Annotated in this window: 12 protein-coding genes; 7 read left to right on the top strand and 5 right to left on the bottom strand. The window is 71.6% G+C overall.

Annotated features, from left to right (window positions below):
- Positions 1-84: 84 nt before the first annotated feature.
- Entirely contained in the window at positions 85-1,431 is a 1,347-nt protein-coding gene (gene chrA, locus Q5722_RS11815; RefSeq protein WP_305028470.1) for a chromate efflux transporter, read from the bottom strand.
- A gap of 170 nt (positions 1,432-1,601) precedes the next feature.
- Here chrA and Q5722_RS11810 point away from each other — a divergent pair, with 170 nt between their 5' ends.
- The 5 genes from Q5722_RS11810 (at position 1,602) to pepN (ending at position 8,811) form a co-directional block, all read left to right on the top strand.
- Positions 1,602-2,285 (top strand): FadR/GntR family transcriptional regulator, encoded by a 684-nt coding sequence (locus Q5722_RS11810; RefSeq protein ID WP_305028468.1) that lies wholly within the window; start codon positions 1,602-1,604, stop codon positions 2,283-2,285.
- Positions 2,282-3,715, top strand: coding sequence for an amino acid permease (locus Q5722_RS11805; protein ID WP_305028467.1), 1,434 nt, complete (start codon positions 2,282-2,284; stop codon positions 3,713-3,715). The genes Q5722_RS11810 and Q5722_RS11805 overlap by 4 nt, the downstream gene beginning before the upstream one ends.
- Complete coding sequence (locus Q5722_RS11800) at positions 3,715-4,713, top strand: asparaginase (RefSeq protein WP_305028466.1); 999 nt, start codon at positions 3,715-3,717, stop codon at positions 4,711-4,713. The genes Q5722_RS11805 and Q5722_RS11800 overlap by 1 nt, the downstream gene beginning before the upstream one ends.
- A 53-nt stretch (positions 4,714-4,766) precedes the next feature.
- The gene (aspA, locus tag Q5722_RS11795; RefSeq protein ID WP_305028465.1) at positions 4,767-6,185 is read left to right on the top strand and encodes an aspartate ammonia-lyase; all 1,419 of its coding nucleotides are present in this window, start codon (positions 4,767-4,769) and stop codon (positions 6,183-6,185) included.
- A gap of 67 nt (positions 6,186-6,252) precedes the next feature.
- A complete protein-coding gene (gene pepN / locus Q5722_RS11790) occupies positions 6,253-8,811 on the top strand; it encodes an aminopeptidase N (RefSeq protein ID WP_305028464.1) in 2,559 nt (852 codons plus the stop codon).
- A gap of 294 nt (positions 8,812-9,105) precedes the next feature.
- Here pepN and Q5722_RS11785 read toward each other — a convergent pair whose 3' ends face one another.
- Together Q5722_RS11785 and Q5722_RS11780 are read right to left on the bottom strand one after the other, a co-directional pair.
- Complete coding sequence (locus tag Q5722_RS11785) at positions 9,106-9,468, bottom strand: DUF5130 family protein (protein ID WP_305028463.1); 363 nt, start codon at positions 9,466-9,468, stop codon at positions 9,106-9,108.
- Complete coding sequence (locus tag Q5722_RS11780; protein WP_305028462.1) at positions 9,455-9,727, bottom strand: hypothetical protein; 273 nt, start codon at positions 9,725-9,727, stop codon at positions 9,455-9,457. Before Q5722_RS11780 ends, Q5722_RS11785 begins: the two co-directional genes overlap by 14 nt.
- Positions 9,728-9,787: 60 nt before the next feature.
- On the opposite strand from Q5722_RS11780, the gene Q5722_RS11775 reads away from it, so the two are divergent.
- Positions 9,788-10,735, top strand: a complete 948-nt coding sequence (locus tag Q5722_RS11775) for a mechanosensitive ion channel family protein (RefSeq protein WP_305028461.1) — start codon at positions 9,788-9,790, stop codon at positions 10,733-10,735.
- Positions 10,736-10,850: 115 nt separating this feature from the next.
- Here Q5722_RS11775 and Q5722_RS11770 read toward each other — a convergent pair whose 3' ends face one another.
- Both Q5722_RS11770 and Q5722_RS11765 read right to left on the bottom strand, forming a co-directional pair.
- Entirely contained in the window at positions 10,851-11,525 is a 675-nt protein-coding gene (locus Q5722_RS11770) for a response regulator (RefSeq protein WP_305028460.1), read from the bottom strand.
- On the bottom strand, positions 11,522-12,586 hold the full coding sequence (locus tag Q5722_RS11765) for a sensor histidine kinase (protein ID WP_305028459.1): 1,065 nt from the start codon (positions 12,584-12,586) through the stop codon (positions 11,522-11,524). Before Q5722_RS11765 ends, Q5722_RS11770 begins: the two co-directional genes overlap by 4 nt.
- 103 nt (positions 12,587-12,689) lie before the next feature.
- Here Q5722_RS11765 and Q5722_RS11760 point away from each other — a divergent pair, with 103 nt between their 5' ends.
- Complete coding sequence (locus tag Q5722_RS11760; RefSeq protein ID WP_369415029.1) at positions 12,690-14,585, top strand: APC family permease; 1,896 nt, start codon at positions 12,690-12,692, stop codon at positions 14,583-14,585.
- Positions 14,586-14,681: the final 96 nt, after the last annotated feature.

Below are 14,681 nucleotides of genomic sequence, written 5' to 3'. Positions count from 1 at the left end.
ACCTGCCCCATGGTGCGTGACGTGCGCGCCGAAAGTCGACTTCTCCGTGCCGGGCGTGGCGCTGTCGCCCTCGCGAGTGCACGGTCAGGCGAGCTGGAGCAGGAGCCCCAGCACCGCGCAGACCCCCAGTGTCCGCAGGACCGACCACCGCAGGCGGAAGACCAGCAGCAGCGCCACCACCGCGATCGCCGCAGGCTGCCAGGCGAACGACGACCAGGTCGGCACGAGCACGTGCAGGGGCCCGGCGGTGACCGTCCGGGTCCGCTCGAAGAGCGTGTGGACGGAGAAGTAGAGGGCGAGGTTGGCGATGACGCCCACGACCGCGGCGGTGATGCCGGTGAGGGCGGCGGAGAGCGCCGCGTTGCCGCGGAGCCGCTCGACGTACGGGGCGCCGAGGAAGATGAAGACGAAGCAGGGCACGAAGGTCACCCAGGTCGTCAACAGGGAGGCGATGAGCGCCGCCTGCCACGGCGCGAGGTCGCCCGGCGCGTGCCATGCGCCGAGGAACGCGACGAACTGCACGACCATGATCAGTGGACCGGGCGTCGTCTCGGCCAGGGCGAGGCCCTTGACCATGTCAGCGCCCGAGAGCCAGCCGTAGGACTCGACGGCCTTCTGCGCGACGAAGGCGAGGACGGCGTACGCCCCGCCGAAGGTGACCAGCGCGGTGCCGCCGAAGAAGAGCCCCTCGTCGACGTAGATCGAGTGCCGTCCGAAGACCGCCGCGGCGAGCGCGACGGGCACTGCCCAGACGAGGGCACCACCGAGGACGATCGCGAGGTTGCGACGCCACGAGGGCACGGCGTGGTGGAGTGCGTCGTCCGGGATCAGCGGCGCGGGACCGTCGGCACCGGACGCCTTGTGCTCGCCGCCGACCACGAGGTCCGGGCGCTGCCGGTGCACGAGCCAGCCGAGAACACCGGCGCCGAGGACGACCAGCGGGAACGGGACCCCGAAGAGCGCGAGCGCCACGAAGGCGGCCACTGAGAGGCCCACGAGGACGCGCGTCGTCAGCGCCCGCCCGCCCACCCGGAGCACGGCCTGCAGCACGATCGCGAGCACCGCCGGCGCGAGCCCCGCGAAGACCCCGGCGACGAGCGTGGTGTCGCCATGGGCGGCGTACAGCCAGGAGAGGCCGAGCAGGGCGACGACGCCGGGGAGGACGAAGAGGACCCCGGCGATCAGGCCGCCGATCCAGCCGTTGAGGAGCCACCCGGTGTAGATGGCCAGCTGCTGCGCCTCGGGGCCGGGCAGCAGCATGCAGTAGGAGAGCGCGTGGAGGAAGCGGCGCTCCCCCAGCCAGCGCCGCTCGTCGACGAGCGTGCGCTGCATGACAGCGATCTGGCCCGCAGGGCCACCGAAGGTCTGGAGGGCGACGAGGGCCCAGGCCTTCGTCGCCTCCTTGAGCGGCACGACGTGCACGGCAGGCATGGCCTGATTGTCGCCTAGTCCGCAGGTATTTGGCGCGCGCCACCCGAGCCGCCGAGACGAATCCGGTCCGGATCCCTTGACAGATGTGACCTGCACCACCGAGGCTGCTTCACATGAACCTGTCAGACAGGCAGACAGCCGGACCGCAGCCTCTCCGTCGCATCAGCGCGATGGAGGCCCTTCTCGCCGAGCTCCGCTCGGGCATCGAGGACGGCACGTGGGCCGTCGGCGACCGCCTCCCCTCCGAGTCCACCCTCAGCCAGGACTTCGGCGTCAGCCGCTCCGTGGTCCGCGAGGCGCTGCGTGGGCTCCAGGCGCTGGGCCTCACCCAGTCCCGCACCGGCAAGGGCACGTACGTCGTGTCGGCGCAGGCCGCGGACAGCCCGACGTTCGGCAGCTACTCGGCGCGCGACCTCCTCGAGGTCCGCCGCCACGTCGAGGTCCCGGCCGCGGGCTATGCCGCGACCCGGCACACCGCCGACGACATGGCCACCCTCACCGACCTCCTCGACCGGATGGACGCCGAGACCGACGACGCCTTCTGGGTGTCGCTGGACTCGCTGTTCCACATCACCGTCGCCCGCGCATCGGGCAACCCGGTCTTCGGGAAGGTCATCGAGGAGATCCGCGACGCGCTCGCGGTGCAGTCCGCCTTCCTCAACCAGCTCGACGACCGCCGCGAAGCCTCCAACGTCGAGCACCGCCGGATCGTGGAGGCCATCGCCTCCGGCTCCACCGACCAGGCCGAGCTCGCCATGTGCGCCCACCTCGACCACGTCGACCAGGCCCTCGAGCACATCGTGAGCCGCACGCACGCCTCCTCCCCCACCCCCACCCAGGAGTACCCCTCATGACCGAGCAGACCCTCCGCCCGGCTCCGCACCCTCACCACGCCGTCGACCACAGCGACGAGGGCTACGAGAAGGCGCTCAAGGCCCGCCACATCCGGATGATCGCCATCGGCGGCGCGATCGGCACGGGGCTCTTCCTCGGCGCCGGCGGCCGGCTCGCGCAGGCGGGCCCGTCGCTGGCCATCGCGTACGCCGTGTGCGGCCTCTTCGCGTTCTTCGTCGTCCGTGCGCTCGGCGAGCTCGTCCTCTACCGACCGTCCTCGGGCGCCTTCGTCTCCTACGCGCGTGAGTTCATGGGCGAGAAGGGTGCCTACACGAGCGGCTGGATGTACTTCCTCAACTGGTCGACGACCGGCATCGCGGACATCACCGCGATCGCGCTCTACGCCCACTACTGGTCGTTCTTCAGCCCCGTCCCCCAGTGGGTGCTCGCTCTGGGCGCGCTCGCGGTCGTGCTGGCGCTCAACCTGCTCTCGGTGCGGGTCTTCGGCGAGATGGAGTTCTGGTTCGCGCTGATCAAGGTGGCCACCCTGATCACCTTCATGGGCATCGCGATCTTCCTGATCGTGACCGGGCACCAGGTGGGCGACACCCACGCCGGCCCGCACCTGCTGACCAGCGACGGCGGCATCTTCCCCAACGGCGTGCTGCCGATGGTCGTGCTCATGCAGGGCGTCGTCTTCGCCTACGCCTCGGTCGAGCTGGTCGGCGTCGCCGCGGGCGAGGCGGAGAACCCGCACGAGGTCCTGCCCAAGGCGATCAACTCGATCATGTGGCGCATCGGCATCTTCTACGTCGGCTCGGTGATCCTGCTGACGATGCTGCTGCCGTGGTCGGCGTACAAGGCCGGCGAGAGCCCGTTCGTGACGGTCCTGTCGAACATCGGCGTCCCGGCTGCCGGCGACGTGATGAACCTCGTCGTGCTCACGGCTGCGCTGTCCAGCCTCAACTCCGGCCTCTACTCCACCGGCCGCATCCTGCACTCGCTCTCCGCGGCCGGCTCCGCCCCGCGTTTCGCCAGCCGGATGAACCGCAGCCACGTGCCGTACGGCGGCATCCTGCTCACCGCGAGCGTCTGCGTCGCCGGCGTCTTCCTCAACTTCATCGTGCCCGACCAGGCCTTCGAGATCGTCCTCAACCTGGCCTCGATCGGCATCCTCGCGACGTGGGGCATCATCGTGATCTGCCACCTGCTCTTCGTCCGTGCTGCCCGGCGCGGCGAGGTCGAGCGGCCGTCGTTCCGCCTGCCGTTCTCGCCGTTCACCGAGATCGCGACGCTGCTCTTCCTGGTCACCGTCGCCGTGCTGATGGCCGGGGACGACGTCGGCCGGACGACCCTGCTGATCGTGCCGGTCCTGGTTGCCGCCCTCGTCGCCGGCTGGTACGCCGTCCGCCGTCGTGTCGACTCCAGCATCATCGACGAGATCGCCTGATGACGAGCACGGTCGACCAGCTTCGACACCCCGCCGTCCCGGCGGGCAGCCCGGCCCACGTCCCGCTGGTGGAGCTCCGTCGTGACGGCATGGTCGAGGGGGTGCACCACGGCTCCGCTGTCGTGCTCTCCCCGACCGGCGACGTCGTCTTCGCCGCGGGCGACGTCGAGGCACCGTTCTACCCGCGCTCGGCGGCCAAGCCGCTGCAGGCGGCCACCCTCGTGCGCCTGGGTGCCGACCTGGCGGCGGACCAGCTGGCGCTCGCGGGCGCCAGCCACTCCGGCGAGCAGGTCCACCTCGACACCGCCCGCGCCGTGCTCGCCTCGGTCGGCCTCGCCGAGGACGACCTCGGCAACCCGGCCGACCTCCCGTACGACGCCGCCGAGCGGACCGCGTGGATCGCCTCCGGGCGGGGCCCGCGCAAGCTGGCCCACAACTGCTCGGGCAAGCATGCCGCGATGCTGCGGACCTGCGTGCTCAACGGCTGGGCCCGCGAGGAGTACCTCTCCCCGCAGCACCCTCTCCAGCTGGCCGTCGCGGAGACCGTCACGGCACTGACCGGCCAGCCGCCGGCGCACGTGGCGGTCGACGGGTGCGGCGCGCCGCTCTTCGCGGTGTCGCTGCGCGGCCTGGCTCGCGCCGTCGGCCACATCGCCAGCGCGCCACCGGGCACCCCGGAGCAGGCCGTGGCCGCCGCGTACCGGAGCCACCCGGAGCTGGTCGCCGGCAGCCGCCGGGACACCACCGCGCTGATGCGGGCGGTGCCCGGGCTGGTCGCCAAGGACGGCTTCGAGGCCGTCCAGGTCGCGGCCCTTCCCGACGGCACCGCGGTCGCGGTCAAGATCGCCGACGGCGGCGACCGGGCCCGCCTTCCCGCGACCCTCGCGGTCCTGCGCCGCGCCGGTGTCGACGTCGACGCCCTCCGGCCCCACCTGCCGACGGCCGCCTGGCCGACGAACGGCCGCGACGGGCTCGCGCTCGCCGCTTCCCTCGCCTGACCCCTCCCCACCACCACCCCGTCGCGAGACCCGCGACCGAACCCCGAGGAACCATGCCCACCACCGGAACCGTCCGCATCGAGCACGACCTGCTCGGCGACAAGCCCGTCCCCGCCGACGCCTACTGGGGCGTGCACACCGCACGCGCCCGGGAGAACTTCCCGATCACCGGCGCCACGATCAGTGCCTACCCGCACCTGGTCACGGCCCTGGCCGCGGTGAAGGAGGCGGCCGCCCTCGCCAACCACGAGCTCGGGCTGCTGCCGACCGACCTGACCAAGGCGATCGTCACCGCCTGCCGCGAGATCCGCGGTGGCGCGCTCCACGACCAGTTCGTCGTGGACGCGATCCAGGGCGGGGCGGGCACCTCGACCAACATGAACGCCAACGAGGTCATCGCCAACCGCGCACTGGAGCACCTCGGCCACGCCCGCGGCGACTACGCGCGGCTGCACCCCAACGAGCACGTCAACCTCAGCCAGTCGACCAACGACGCCTATCCCACGGCGGTCAACGTGGCGACGATCGTGTCGCTGCGCGGCCTGGCCGACGCGATGCGCGTGCTCGAGGAGTCCTTCGCCCGCAAGGCCGACGAGTTCGCCGACGTGCTCAAGATGGGGCGCACGCAGCTCCAGGACGCGGTGCCGATGACCGTGGGCCAGGAGTTCCGGACGTACGCCGTCATGCTCGGCGAGGACCGCGCCCGCCTGGAGGAGTCCGCGGCGCTGCTCCACGAGATCAACCTCGGCGCCACGGCGATCGGTACGGGCCTCAACGCCCCGGCCGGGTACGCCGAGGCCGCCTGCCGCCACCTGCGCGAGATCACCGGGCTCCCGCTGGTCACCGCCGCCGACCTCATCGAGGCGACACAGGACTGCGGTGCCTTCGTGCACCTCTCCGGCGTCCTCAAGCGGGTGGCGGTCAAGCTGTCGAAGACCTGCAACGACCTGCGCCTGCTCTCCTCGGGCCCGCGGGCCGGCTTCAACGAGATCAACCTGCCGCCCGTGCAGGCGGGCTCCTCGATCATGCCGGGCAAGGTGAACCCGGTGATCCCCGAGGTCGTCAACCAGGTCGCCTTCGAGGTGATCGGCAACGACGTGGCCGTCACCATGGCCGCCGAGGCCGGACAGCTGCAGCTCAACGCGTTCGAGCCGCTGATCTGGAAGTCGCTCGCGGCGAGCATCAGCCACCTCGAGAGCGCCTGCCTCGTGCTGGCTGCGCGCTGCGTCGACGGCATCACCGTCAACGCCGAGGTCACCCGCGCCTACGTGGAGCACTCGATCGGCCTGGTCACCGCGCTCAACCCCACGATCGGCTACGAGGCCGCGACGGCGATCGCGCGCGAGGCGCTCACCTCCGGCCGAGGCGTCGCCGAGCTGGTCCTCGAGCACGGCCTCCTCGATGCCGACCGGCTGGCAGCGCTGCTCCAGCCGGAGGTGCTGGCCCGTCCGCAGGCAGCAGCCCACGCCTGATCACGCTTCCATATCGACCCCACGCCCCGGCAGCCTCCTGCCGGGGCGTGGTGGTTGGATGGCAGGCATGCCCGGAACCAACCTCACCCGCGAGGAGGCGGCCACCCGCGCTGCGCTCCTCGACGTCGCGTCCTATCTCGTCCAGCTCGACCTGAGTGGCGAGTCCGAGACCACCTTCGCCAGCACGACGACCATCCGCTTCTCGTGCTCGGAGCCTGGTGCCGCCACGTTCGCCGACCTCGTCGGCGCGAGCACGATCCACGAGATCACGCTCAACGGAACCGCGATCGACCCCGCGGTGGCCTATGCGGACTCCCGCATCGCGCTCACCGACCTCGCCGCCGACAACACCCTCGTGGTCAAGGCCGACCTCGCCTACAGCCGCTCCGGCGAGGGCCTGCACCGCTTCGTCGACCCGGCCGACGGCCGCGTCTACCTCTACACGCAGTTCGAGGTGCCGGACGCGCGCCGCGTCTACTGCACCTTCGAGCAGCCCGACCTGAAGTCGGTCTTCACCTTCCACGTCACCGCGCCGGCCCACTGGTCGGTCACCTCCAACTCCCCCACACCGTCGCCCGTCCCCGTGTCGGAGGGCGTCGCACGCTGGGAGTTCGCGGAGACGGTGCGCATGTCGACGTACATCACCGCGCTGGTCGCGGGCGAGTACCACGAGGTCCGCGACGTCTACACGGGCGAGCACGGCGAGATCCCGCTCGGCGTCTTCTGCCGCCAGTCGCTGGTGGAGCACCTCGACAGCGACGAGATCCTCGAGATCACCAAGCAGGGCTTCGGCTTCTTCGAGGAGGCCTTCGCGTTCGCCTACCCGTTCGGCAAGTACGACCAGCTCTTCGTGCCGGAGTACAACATGGGCGCGATGGAGAACGCCGGGTGCGTGACCTTCCGCGACGAGTACCTCCCGCGCTCGCGCCAGACCAAGGCGTTCTACGAGCAGCGCGCCAACACGATCCTCCACGAGATGGCGCACATGTGGTTCGGCGACCTCGTGACCATGAAGTGGTGGGACGACCTCTGGCTCAACGAGTCCTTCGCCGAGTGGGCCTCGCACCACGCCGCCGCCAAGGCGACCGAGAAGTACGCCGACGCGTGGACGGGCTTCACCAACGCGCGGAAGAACTGGGCCTACCGCCAGGACCAGCTGCCCTCGACCCACCCGATCGCGGCCGACAACCACGACCTCGAGGCCGTCGAGCAGAACTTCGACGGCATCACCTACGCCAAGGGCGCCTCGACGCTGAAGCAGCTGGTGCACTGGGTCGGTGAGGAGCCGTTCCTGGCCGGCCTGCGCGCGTACTTCCAGAAGCACGCCTTCTCCAACTCCGAGTTCACCGACCTGCTCGGCGCCCTCGAGGACGCCTCGGGCCGCGAGCTCTCCGGCTGGGCTGAGGAGTGGCTGCAGACCTCCGGCGTCAACACGCTCTCGGCAGCCTTCGAGGTGGGCGAGGACGGCGCGTTCACCTCGTTCGCCGTGACGCAGACGGCGGCCGCCGACTACCCGACGCTGCGTCGTCACCGGATCCGGGTCGGCCTCTACGACCTGGTCGAGGGCCGGCTGGTCCGTCGTTCGCAGGTGGAGACCGACATCGCGGGTGCCTCGACGCCGGTCGCCGAGCTGGTCGGGCAGCAGCAGCCCGACCTCGTGCTGCTCAACGACGACGACCTGACCTACGCCAAGATCCGCCTCGACGAGCGCTCCCTCGCCACGCTGGTCGAGCACATCGACAAGCTCGACGACTCCCTCGCCCGGGCACTCTGCTGGGGTGCCGCGTGGGACATGACCCGCGACGCCGAGATGCGGGCGACCGACTTCGTGGCGCTCGTGCTCCAGGGCGTCGGCACCGAGTCGGACCTGACCGCCGTGGGCGCGCTGCTCGGCTACGCGAAGTCGTCGGTCGACCTGTTCTCCGCGCCCGGGGTGAACCGGGACTCGCTGAAGGAGATCTGGTCCAACGGCCTGCGTGGGCTGATCAGCAAGGCCGAGCCCGGCAGCGACCACCAGCTCGCGCTGGTGCGGGCGTTCGCCGCGTCGCCCAACACCGACTATGCGCTGGACTGGATCGCCTCGCTGCTGGCCGGCGACCACACCGTCGAGGGCCTCGACGTCTCGCAGGACCTGCGCTGGGCGCTCGTCGCCTCGCTCGCCTCCGCCGGGCGCATCGGTGACGCCGAGATCGACGCCGAGCTCGCGCGCGACACCACGATCACCGGCCAGGAGGCCGCGTCGGGTGCCCGCGCCGCGATCCCGACGGCCGAGGCCAAGGAGCGGGCGTGGCAGATCGGTGTCGTCGCCGACGACACCCCGAACGAGACCGCTCGCCGCACGTGCGCCAACTTCCAGGTCGCGGGCCAGGCCGAGCTGCTCGCGCCGTACGTCGACCGCTACCTCGAGGTCGCCGGCACGATCCTCGAGACCCGCACGGTGTGGCTGGCCCGGCTCGCGCTGGAGCTCTGCTTCCCGCGCGCGAACCCGACCGCCGAGACGCTGGCCAAGGTCGACGCGTGGCTGGAGAAGTCCGACGGCGTCAACCCGGCTGCCGTGCGCTACGTCAGGGAGGGCCGCGCCGACCTGGCGCGCGCTCTCGCCGCCCAGGAGCGCGACGCACGCTGACCCGCCGAGACGGGGCCCGTGCCACGTCGAGACGGGGCCCGTGCCACGCCGAGACGGGGCCCGTGCCACGCCGAGACGGGGCCCGTGCCACGCCGAGACGGGGCCCGTGCCACGCCGAGACGGGGCCCGTGCCACGCCGAGACGGGGCCCGTGCCACGCCGAGACGGGGCCCGTGCCACGCCGAGACGGGGCCCGTGCCACGTCGAGACGGGGCCCGTGCCGGGCACGGGCCCCGTCTCGACGCACGAAGGGCCCCGACCGTGACGGTCGGGGCCCTTCGTCGTACGTGCTGTGTCAGGCAGTGGCGCGGTCGGCGAGCGAGCCGATGCCGCGGACCAGGCCGCCGGCCAGGTCTCCCTCGGAGAACGCGAGCTGCATCTCGAGCGCGGTGAGCTGCACCTGCTCGTCACTGAGCCGCTCACGCACCCATCCGCCGGTCACGATCTCGAGCGCGCGCTGCGCCGGGTCGACCATGATCACCAGCGAGCGGCTCGGTGCCGCCAGGGTGTTGTGCAGCTGGGTCGCGAACGAACGCGGGTCGCCCTCGGCGGGCCCGACGTACGCCGTGATCTCCATCCGGGAGCGGAGCTCCGCCTTCCGGATCGCCTCGGCGATGCTCAGGCGCTGCTCACGGGTGAAGGCGTCACCAGCGGGCACCGGCGCCGCCTGCCTTCGAGTCCTCGCCGTCGGGAGCAGCCAGCTCGTCACCCGACTTGCGCGGGCCGCCGAACCACTCGCTCTCGGTGCCAGCGGCGGAGCCGCCCCTGACCAGGCGCGGCAGGAGGACCAGCAGGACGATCAGGGCGAAGAGGCCCACCGGGTAGCCGATGAAGACCAGCAGCGCACGGAGACCGTCGACGTCGGTGTGCTCGGCCCAGCCCTGCGGGACCACGAGCGGAAGGGTCAGGATGTTCACGCGGATCAGCATATCGGGCCCGGGCGTGCGCACGTGAGTCGTGCCCGTAGCCTCGTCCCCATGTCGTTCAGCACCACCCTGGTCAGCCCGATCCACCTCGCCGACGCCGCCTCCCCGTGCGGGACCAACGACGGCATCTCCTGCGACCTCGCCTGGCGCCTGACGCACAACGAGACGGTCTCCGACCTCGCCACCGTGCTCGTCGGACGGCCCCTCTCGATCCTCGTCCTCGTGGTCGGCGGCCTCGCGATCCGGTGGCTCGCCGCGCGCCTGATCGCGCGGATGATCGCCCGGATCGCGAGCGGCCCGCTCAACGAACGGCGTCAGGTCCGGGCCCGGACGATGGGTTCGCTCGTGCTCAGCATCGCGACCACGGTGATCGTCTTCGTGGTCTCGCTGATGGTGATCGACGAGCTCGGCTACTCGATCGGGCCGATCATCGCCAGTGCCGGCGTCGTCGGACTCGCCATCGGCTTCGGCGCCCAGAGCCTCGTCAAGGACTACATCTCGGGCATGTTCATGATCTTCGAGGACCAGTACGGCGTCGGCGACTCCGTCGACCTCGGCACCGCGACCGGGACGATCGAGGCCGTCGGACTGCGGGTCACCCGGCTGCGCGACGTGCACGGCACGGTCTGGTACGTCCGCAACGGCGAGATCCTGCGGGTCGGCAACATGAGCCAGAGCTGGGCACGCACCGTGCTCGACGTACCCGTGGGCTACGACGCCGACCTCGACCACGTCCGCAGCGTGCTGCGTTCCGTGGCGCACGAGGTGTGGGAGGACCCCATGTTCGTCGGCGCTGTGATCGAGGAGCCGGAGGTCTGGGGCGTCGAGGCGCTGGCCGGCGACGTCGTGACCGTGCGGGTCACCCTGAAGACCGCCCCCGGCGAGAAGGCACGCGTCGCCCGCGCCATGCGTGAGCGGATCAAGGCCCGCTTCGACATCGAAGGCATCGTCATGCCGCACCTCGGGGCGCGGCCGTTCGGGCCGCCGCCCACGTCCTGACCCCTTCCCACGAACGCCGAGACGGGGCCTGTGCCGAGACGGGCCTCGTGCCGAGCCCCTGTGGACAGCTCAGGCACAAGGCCCGTCTCGGCGCGGCACAAGGCCCGTCTCGGCGCTAGGGCTGGAAGCGGTAGCCCAGGCCGGGCTCGTTGACGAAGTGCACCGGCCGTGACGGGTCGGCCTCGAGCTTGCGGCGCAGCTGTGCCATGTAGAGCCGCAGGTTGCCCTGCGCGGACTCGTAGCCGGGACCCCAGACCTCGGCGAGGAGCTCGCGCTGGCTGAGCAGGCGCCCGGGGTTGCGGAGGAAGACGTCGAGCAGGTGCCACTCGGTCGGGGTGAGCCGGACCTCCTCCGCACCGAGGGTCACCCGTCGGGCAGCGGGCTCGATCCGCGCGGCCTGGAGCTCGACCACCGCGGGCTCCTCCTCGGCCGGCGCACGCCGCGCCATCACCCGCAAGCGGGCGAGGAGCTCGTCGATGCCGAACGGCTTCGTGACGTAGTCGTCGGCACCGGCGTCGAGCGCGTCGACCTTGTCCGCGCTGTCCGAGCGCCCGGACAGCACCAGCACCGGCACGGCCGACCACGCGCGAAGGCGGGTCAGCACCCCGACGCCGTCCAGCACGGGCAGACCGAGGTCGAGGACGACGAGGTCGGGCGGAGCCTCGGCAGCCATACGTAGTGCCTCCTCCCCATCTGCGGCGGTCACCACCGTGTACCCGTGGCTGCGGAGGGTGAGGGCCAGCGCCCGCCGGAAGTCGGGCTCGTCGTCGACGACGAGGACGCGCGTCATGCGACGTCTCCGCTGCCGGCCGGGGCAGCTTCGGCGTCCAGGGTGACGACCACGGTCGCTCCTCCGAGCGCGGTCTCCTCGAGGTGCACCTGGCCGCCCATCGCCTCGGTGAGCCCGCGTACCAGGGCGAGGCCGAGACCGAGGCCCTGCGAGGAGGTGTCGCCGAGGCGCTGGAACGGCTGGAAGACACGCTCGCGATCGGCGGCCGCGATGCCGGGACCGCGATCGGCGACGGCGATCCGGAGCCGGTCGCCGACGGCGCGCACGACGATCGTCGGCGGGATCTCCCCGGCCGCGTGCCGCTGGGCGTTCGCGACGAGGTTGACGAGCACCCGCTCCAGCAGGCCGGCGTCGGCGAGCGCAGCCGGCACGTCGTCCGGCACGTCGAGGAGAACGCCGCGGGGCGAGACCGCGAGGTCGTCCAGGGCGGCAGCCACGACGTCCGCGACGACGACCGGCATCCGGCGTACGGCGAGGGCGCCGGTCTGCACGCGGCTGAGGTCGAGCAAGGTGTCCATGAGCCCCGCGAGCCGATCCAGGGCACCGTCGGCGGCGGCGAGGAGCTCCGCACGGTCGGCGTCGCTGAGCGCGTCGCTCACGCGAGCGCCCGAGACACCGGCCTTCGCCACCGCGAGAGGGCTGCGCAGGTCGTGACCGACGGCGACGAGCAGCGAGGTGCGCAGGCGGGCAGCCGCAGCGTGGAGCTCCACCTCGGCCGCGGCCTCGGCCACCTGCTGCGTACGCCGGGCAGCCACGTCCACCGCCCCGCTGACCAGGGCGGCGACGAGGAGGAAGGCCATCAGGCTGCCGAGGTTGCCCGGGTCGCTGATGGTCCAGGTGTGCAGCGGCGGCGTGAAGAAGTAGTTGAGCAGCAGCGAGGCGACGACGGCCGTGGCGAGCGCCGGCCAGAGCCCGCCGACCAGCGCCACGACGACGGTCACCAGCAGGAACCCGAGCATGTCTCCGGCGAGGTCGAGCCGACCACGCACCGGCACCAGACCCGCTGTGAGCGCGGGCAGCGCGGCGCAGGCGACCAGCCAGCCGCCGCGGCGACGTCTCACGCTCACGCTCCCTGGTCGGATCACCGGACCAGTGTGACGCGGGCGGCGTTAGGGATGCGTTAGGACCGCCGACGGCCGCGTCGTCCGGGCCTTGACTGCAAAGGTGACCTTCACCGCACAGCAGCTCGCCGTCCCTGCTCGCCCGGACACCGATCACCACGAGTCGACCTCCCCCTGGTGGAAGGTGATGTGCCTGACCGGGGTCGACTACTTCTCGACCCTCGGCTACCAGCCCGGGATCGCCTTCCTGGCAGCAGGCCTGCTCAGCCCGATGGCGACGGTCGTCCTCGTGCTGCTCACCCTGCTCGGCGCGCTGCCGATCTACCGACGCGTCGCTGAGGAGAGCCCGCACGGGCAGGGGTCGATCGCGATGCTCGAGCGCCTGCTGCCGTTCTGGCGCGGCAAGCTCTTCGTGCTCGCGCTCCTCGGGTTCGCGCTCACCGACTTCATCATCACGATCACCCTCTCCGCTGCCGACGCGGCGGCCCACGTCGTCGAGAACCCCCACGTGCCGACGTTCCTTCACGAGGGCCAGATGTGGATCACACTCTTCCTCGTGGCGCTGCTGGGCGCGGTGTTCCTGAAGGGCTTCAAGGAGGCGATCGGCGTGGCGGTGGCCCTCGTGGTCACCTACCTCGCGCTCAACGCCGTGGTGATCGGATACGGGCTGTGGCGGATCGCCACGCACGGCCACGTGGTGACCGACTGGACCTCCGGCCTCACCGCCGAGCACGGCTCGATCTGGACGATGGTCGGCGTCTCCCTGCTCGTCTACCCCAAGCTCGCCCTCGGTATGTCCGGCTTCGAGACCGGCGTCGCCGTGATGAGCCACGTCGACGGCGCCACCGATGACGACGCAGCGAAGCCCGCGACCCGGATCCGCAACACCAAGAAGCTGCTCACCACGGCTGCCCTGGTGATGAGCGGCTACCTGGTCACCAGCTCGCTGGTGACCACCCTGCTGATCCCGGCCGAGAAGTTCCAGGACGGCGGAGAGGCGTCCGGGCGCGCTCTGGCCTACCTGGCCCACCTCTACCTCGGCGACGCCTTCGGCACGGCGTACGACGCCTCGACGATCGCGATCCTGTGGTTCGCCGGAGCGTCCGCGATGGCCGGCATGCTGAACCTCGTCCCCCGCTACCTGCCGCGCTACGGCATGTCCCCCGAGTGGGCCGGCGCTACCCGACCGCTCGTGGTGATCCTGACGGCCGTCGGCTTCCTGATCACCTGGATCTTCGACGCCGACGTGGACGCCCAGGGCGGCGCGTACGCCACCGGCGTACTCGTGCTCATGGTGTCGGCGGCGTGCGCGGTGATGCTCGCCGCCCGGAAGGCGGGCCAGCGCAAGCTGACCGTGGCCTATGGCGTGATCGCCCTCGTGCTGGCGTACACGCTCTTCGACAACGTCCGCGAGCGCCCCGACGGCGTGAAGATCGGTGGCTGCTTCATCGCCGCGATCGTCCTGGTCTCGCTCGCCTCGCGCGTCCGCCGGGCGCTGGAGCTGCGGGCCACGGAGATCACCTACGACGGCCGCGCGGAGATGTTCCTGCGCGACGCCGCACGGCGCTCGATCCGGCTGGTGGCGCACGAACCGGTCGACCGCGGCCGTGAGGCCTACGTCGCGAAGATGCAGCAGATCGTCGAGGACAACGACATCCAGCACCCCGGCGACATCGTCTTCCTCGAGGTGACGGTCAAGGACTACTCCGACTTCGAGAGCCGGATCGAGGTGCACGGCGAGGCCCTGCACGACGCCTTCCGCGTGCTGACGGTCGAGGCCGCGACGGTGCCCAACGCGCTCGCCGCCGTCCTGCTCGACATCCGTGACCGCACCGGCGTACGGCCGCACCTCTACCTGGAGTGGACCGAGGGCAACCCGTTGGTCAACCTGGCCCGCTTCCTGCTCTTCGGCGTCGGCGAGGTCGCACCCGTCACCCGCGAGGTCGTACGTCGCGCCGAGCCCGACCCCACGCGCCGCCCCCACGTGCACGCCGGCTGACGCGCCCGCCGAGACGGGGCCCGTGCCGAGACGGGGCCCGTGCCGAGCGCCCTGTGGACAGCTCAGGCACAAGGCCCGTCTCGGCGCGGCACAAGG

Origin of the sequence: Nocardioides jiangxiensis, assembly GCF_030580915.1 — a bacterium.
GTDB classification, from domain to species: Bacteria; Actinomycetota; Actinomycetes; order Propionibacteriales; family Nocardioidaceae; genus Nocardioides; species Nocardioides jiangxiensis.
The sequence above is the reverse complement of the archived record's forward strand: the minus strand, read 5'-3'. Positions and strand labels throughout refer to the sequence as shown.

Excerpts from the sequence above, each read along its gene's own strand:
- chrA (WP_305028470.1), bottom strand. The coding sequence starts at position 1,431 with ATGCCTGCCGTGCACGTCGTGCCGCTCAAGGAGGCGACGAAGGCCTGG.
- Q5722_RS11810 (WP_305028468.1), top strand. The coding sequence starts at position 1,602 with ATGGAGGCCCTTCTCGCCGAGCTCCGCTCGGGCATCGAGGACGGCACG.
- Q5722_RS11805 (WP_305028467.1), top strand. The coding sequence starts at position 2,282 with ATGACCGAGCAGACCCTCCGCCCGGCTCCGCACCCTCACCACGCCGTC.
- Q5722_RS11800 (WP_305028466.1), top strand. The coding sequence starts at position 3,715 with ATGACGAGCACGGTCGACCAGCTTCGACACCCCGCCGTCCCGGCGGGC.
- aspA (WP_305028465.1), top strand. The coding sequence starts at position 4,767 with ATGCCCACCACCGGAACCGTCCGCATCGAGCACGACCTGCTCGGCGAC.
- pepN (WP_305028464.1), top strand. The coding sequence starts at position 6,253 with ATGCCCGGAACCAACCTCACCCGCGAGGAGGCGGCCACCCGCGCTGCG.
- Q5722_RS11775 (WP_305028461.1), top strand. The coding sequence starts at position 9,788 with ATGTCGTTCAGCACCACCCTGGTCAGCCCGATCCACCTCGCCGACGCC.
- Q5722_RS11770 (WP_305028460.1), bottom strand. The coding sequence starts at position 11,525 with ATGACGCGCGTCCTCGTCGTCGACGACGAGCCCGACTTCCGGCGGGCG.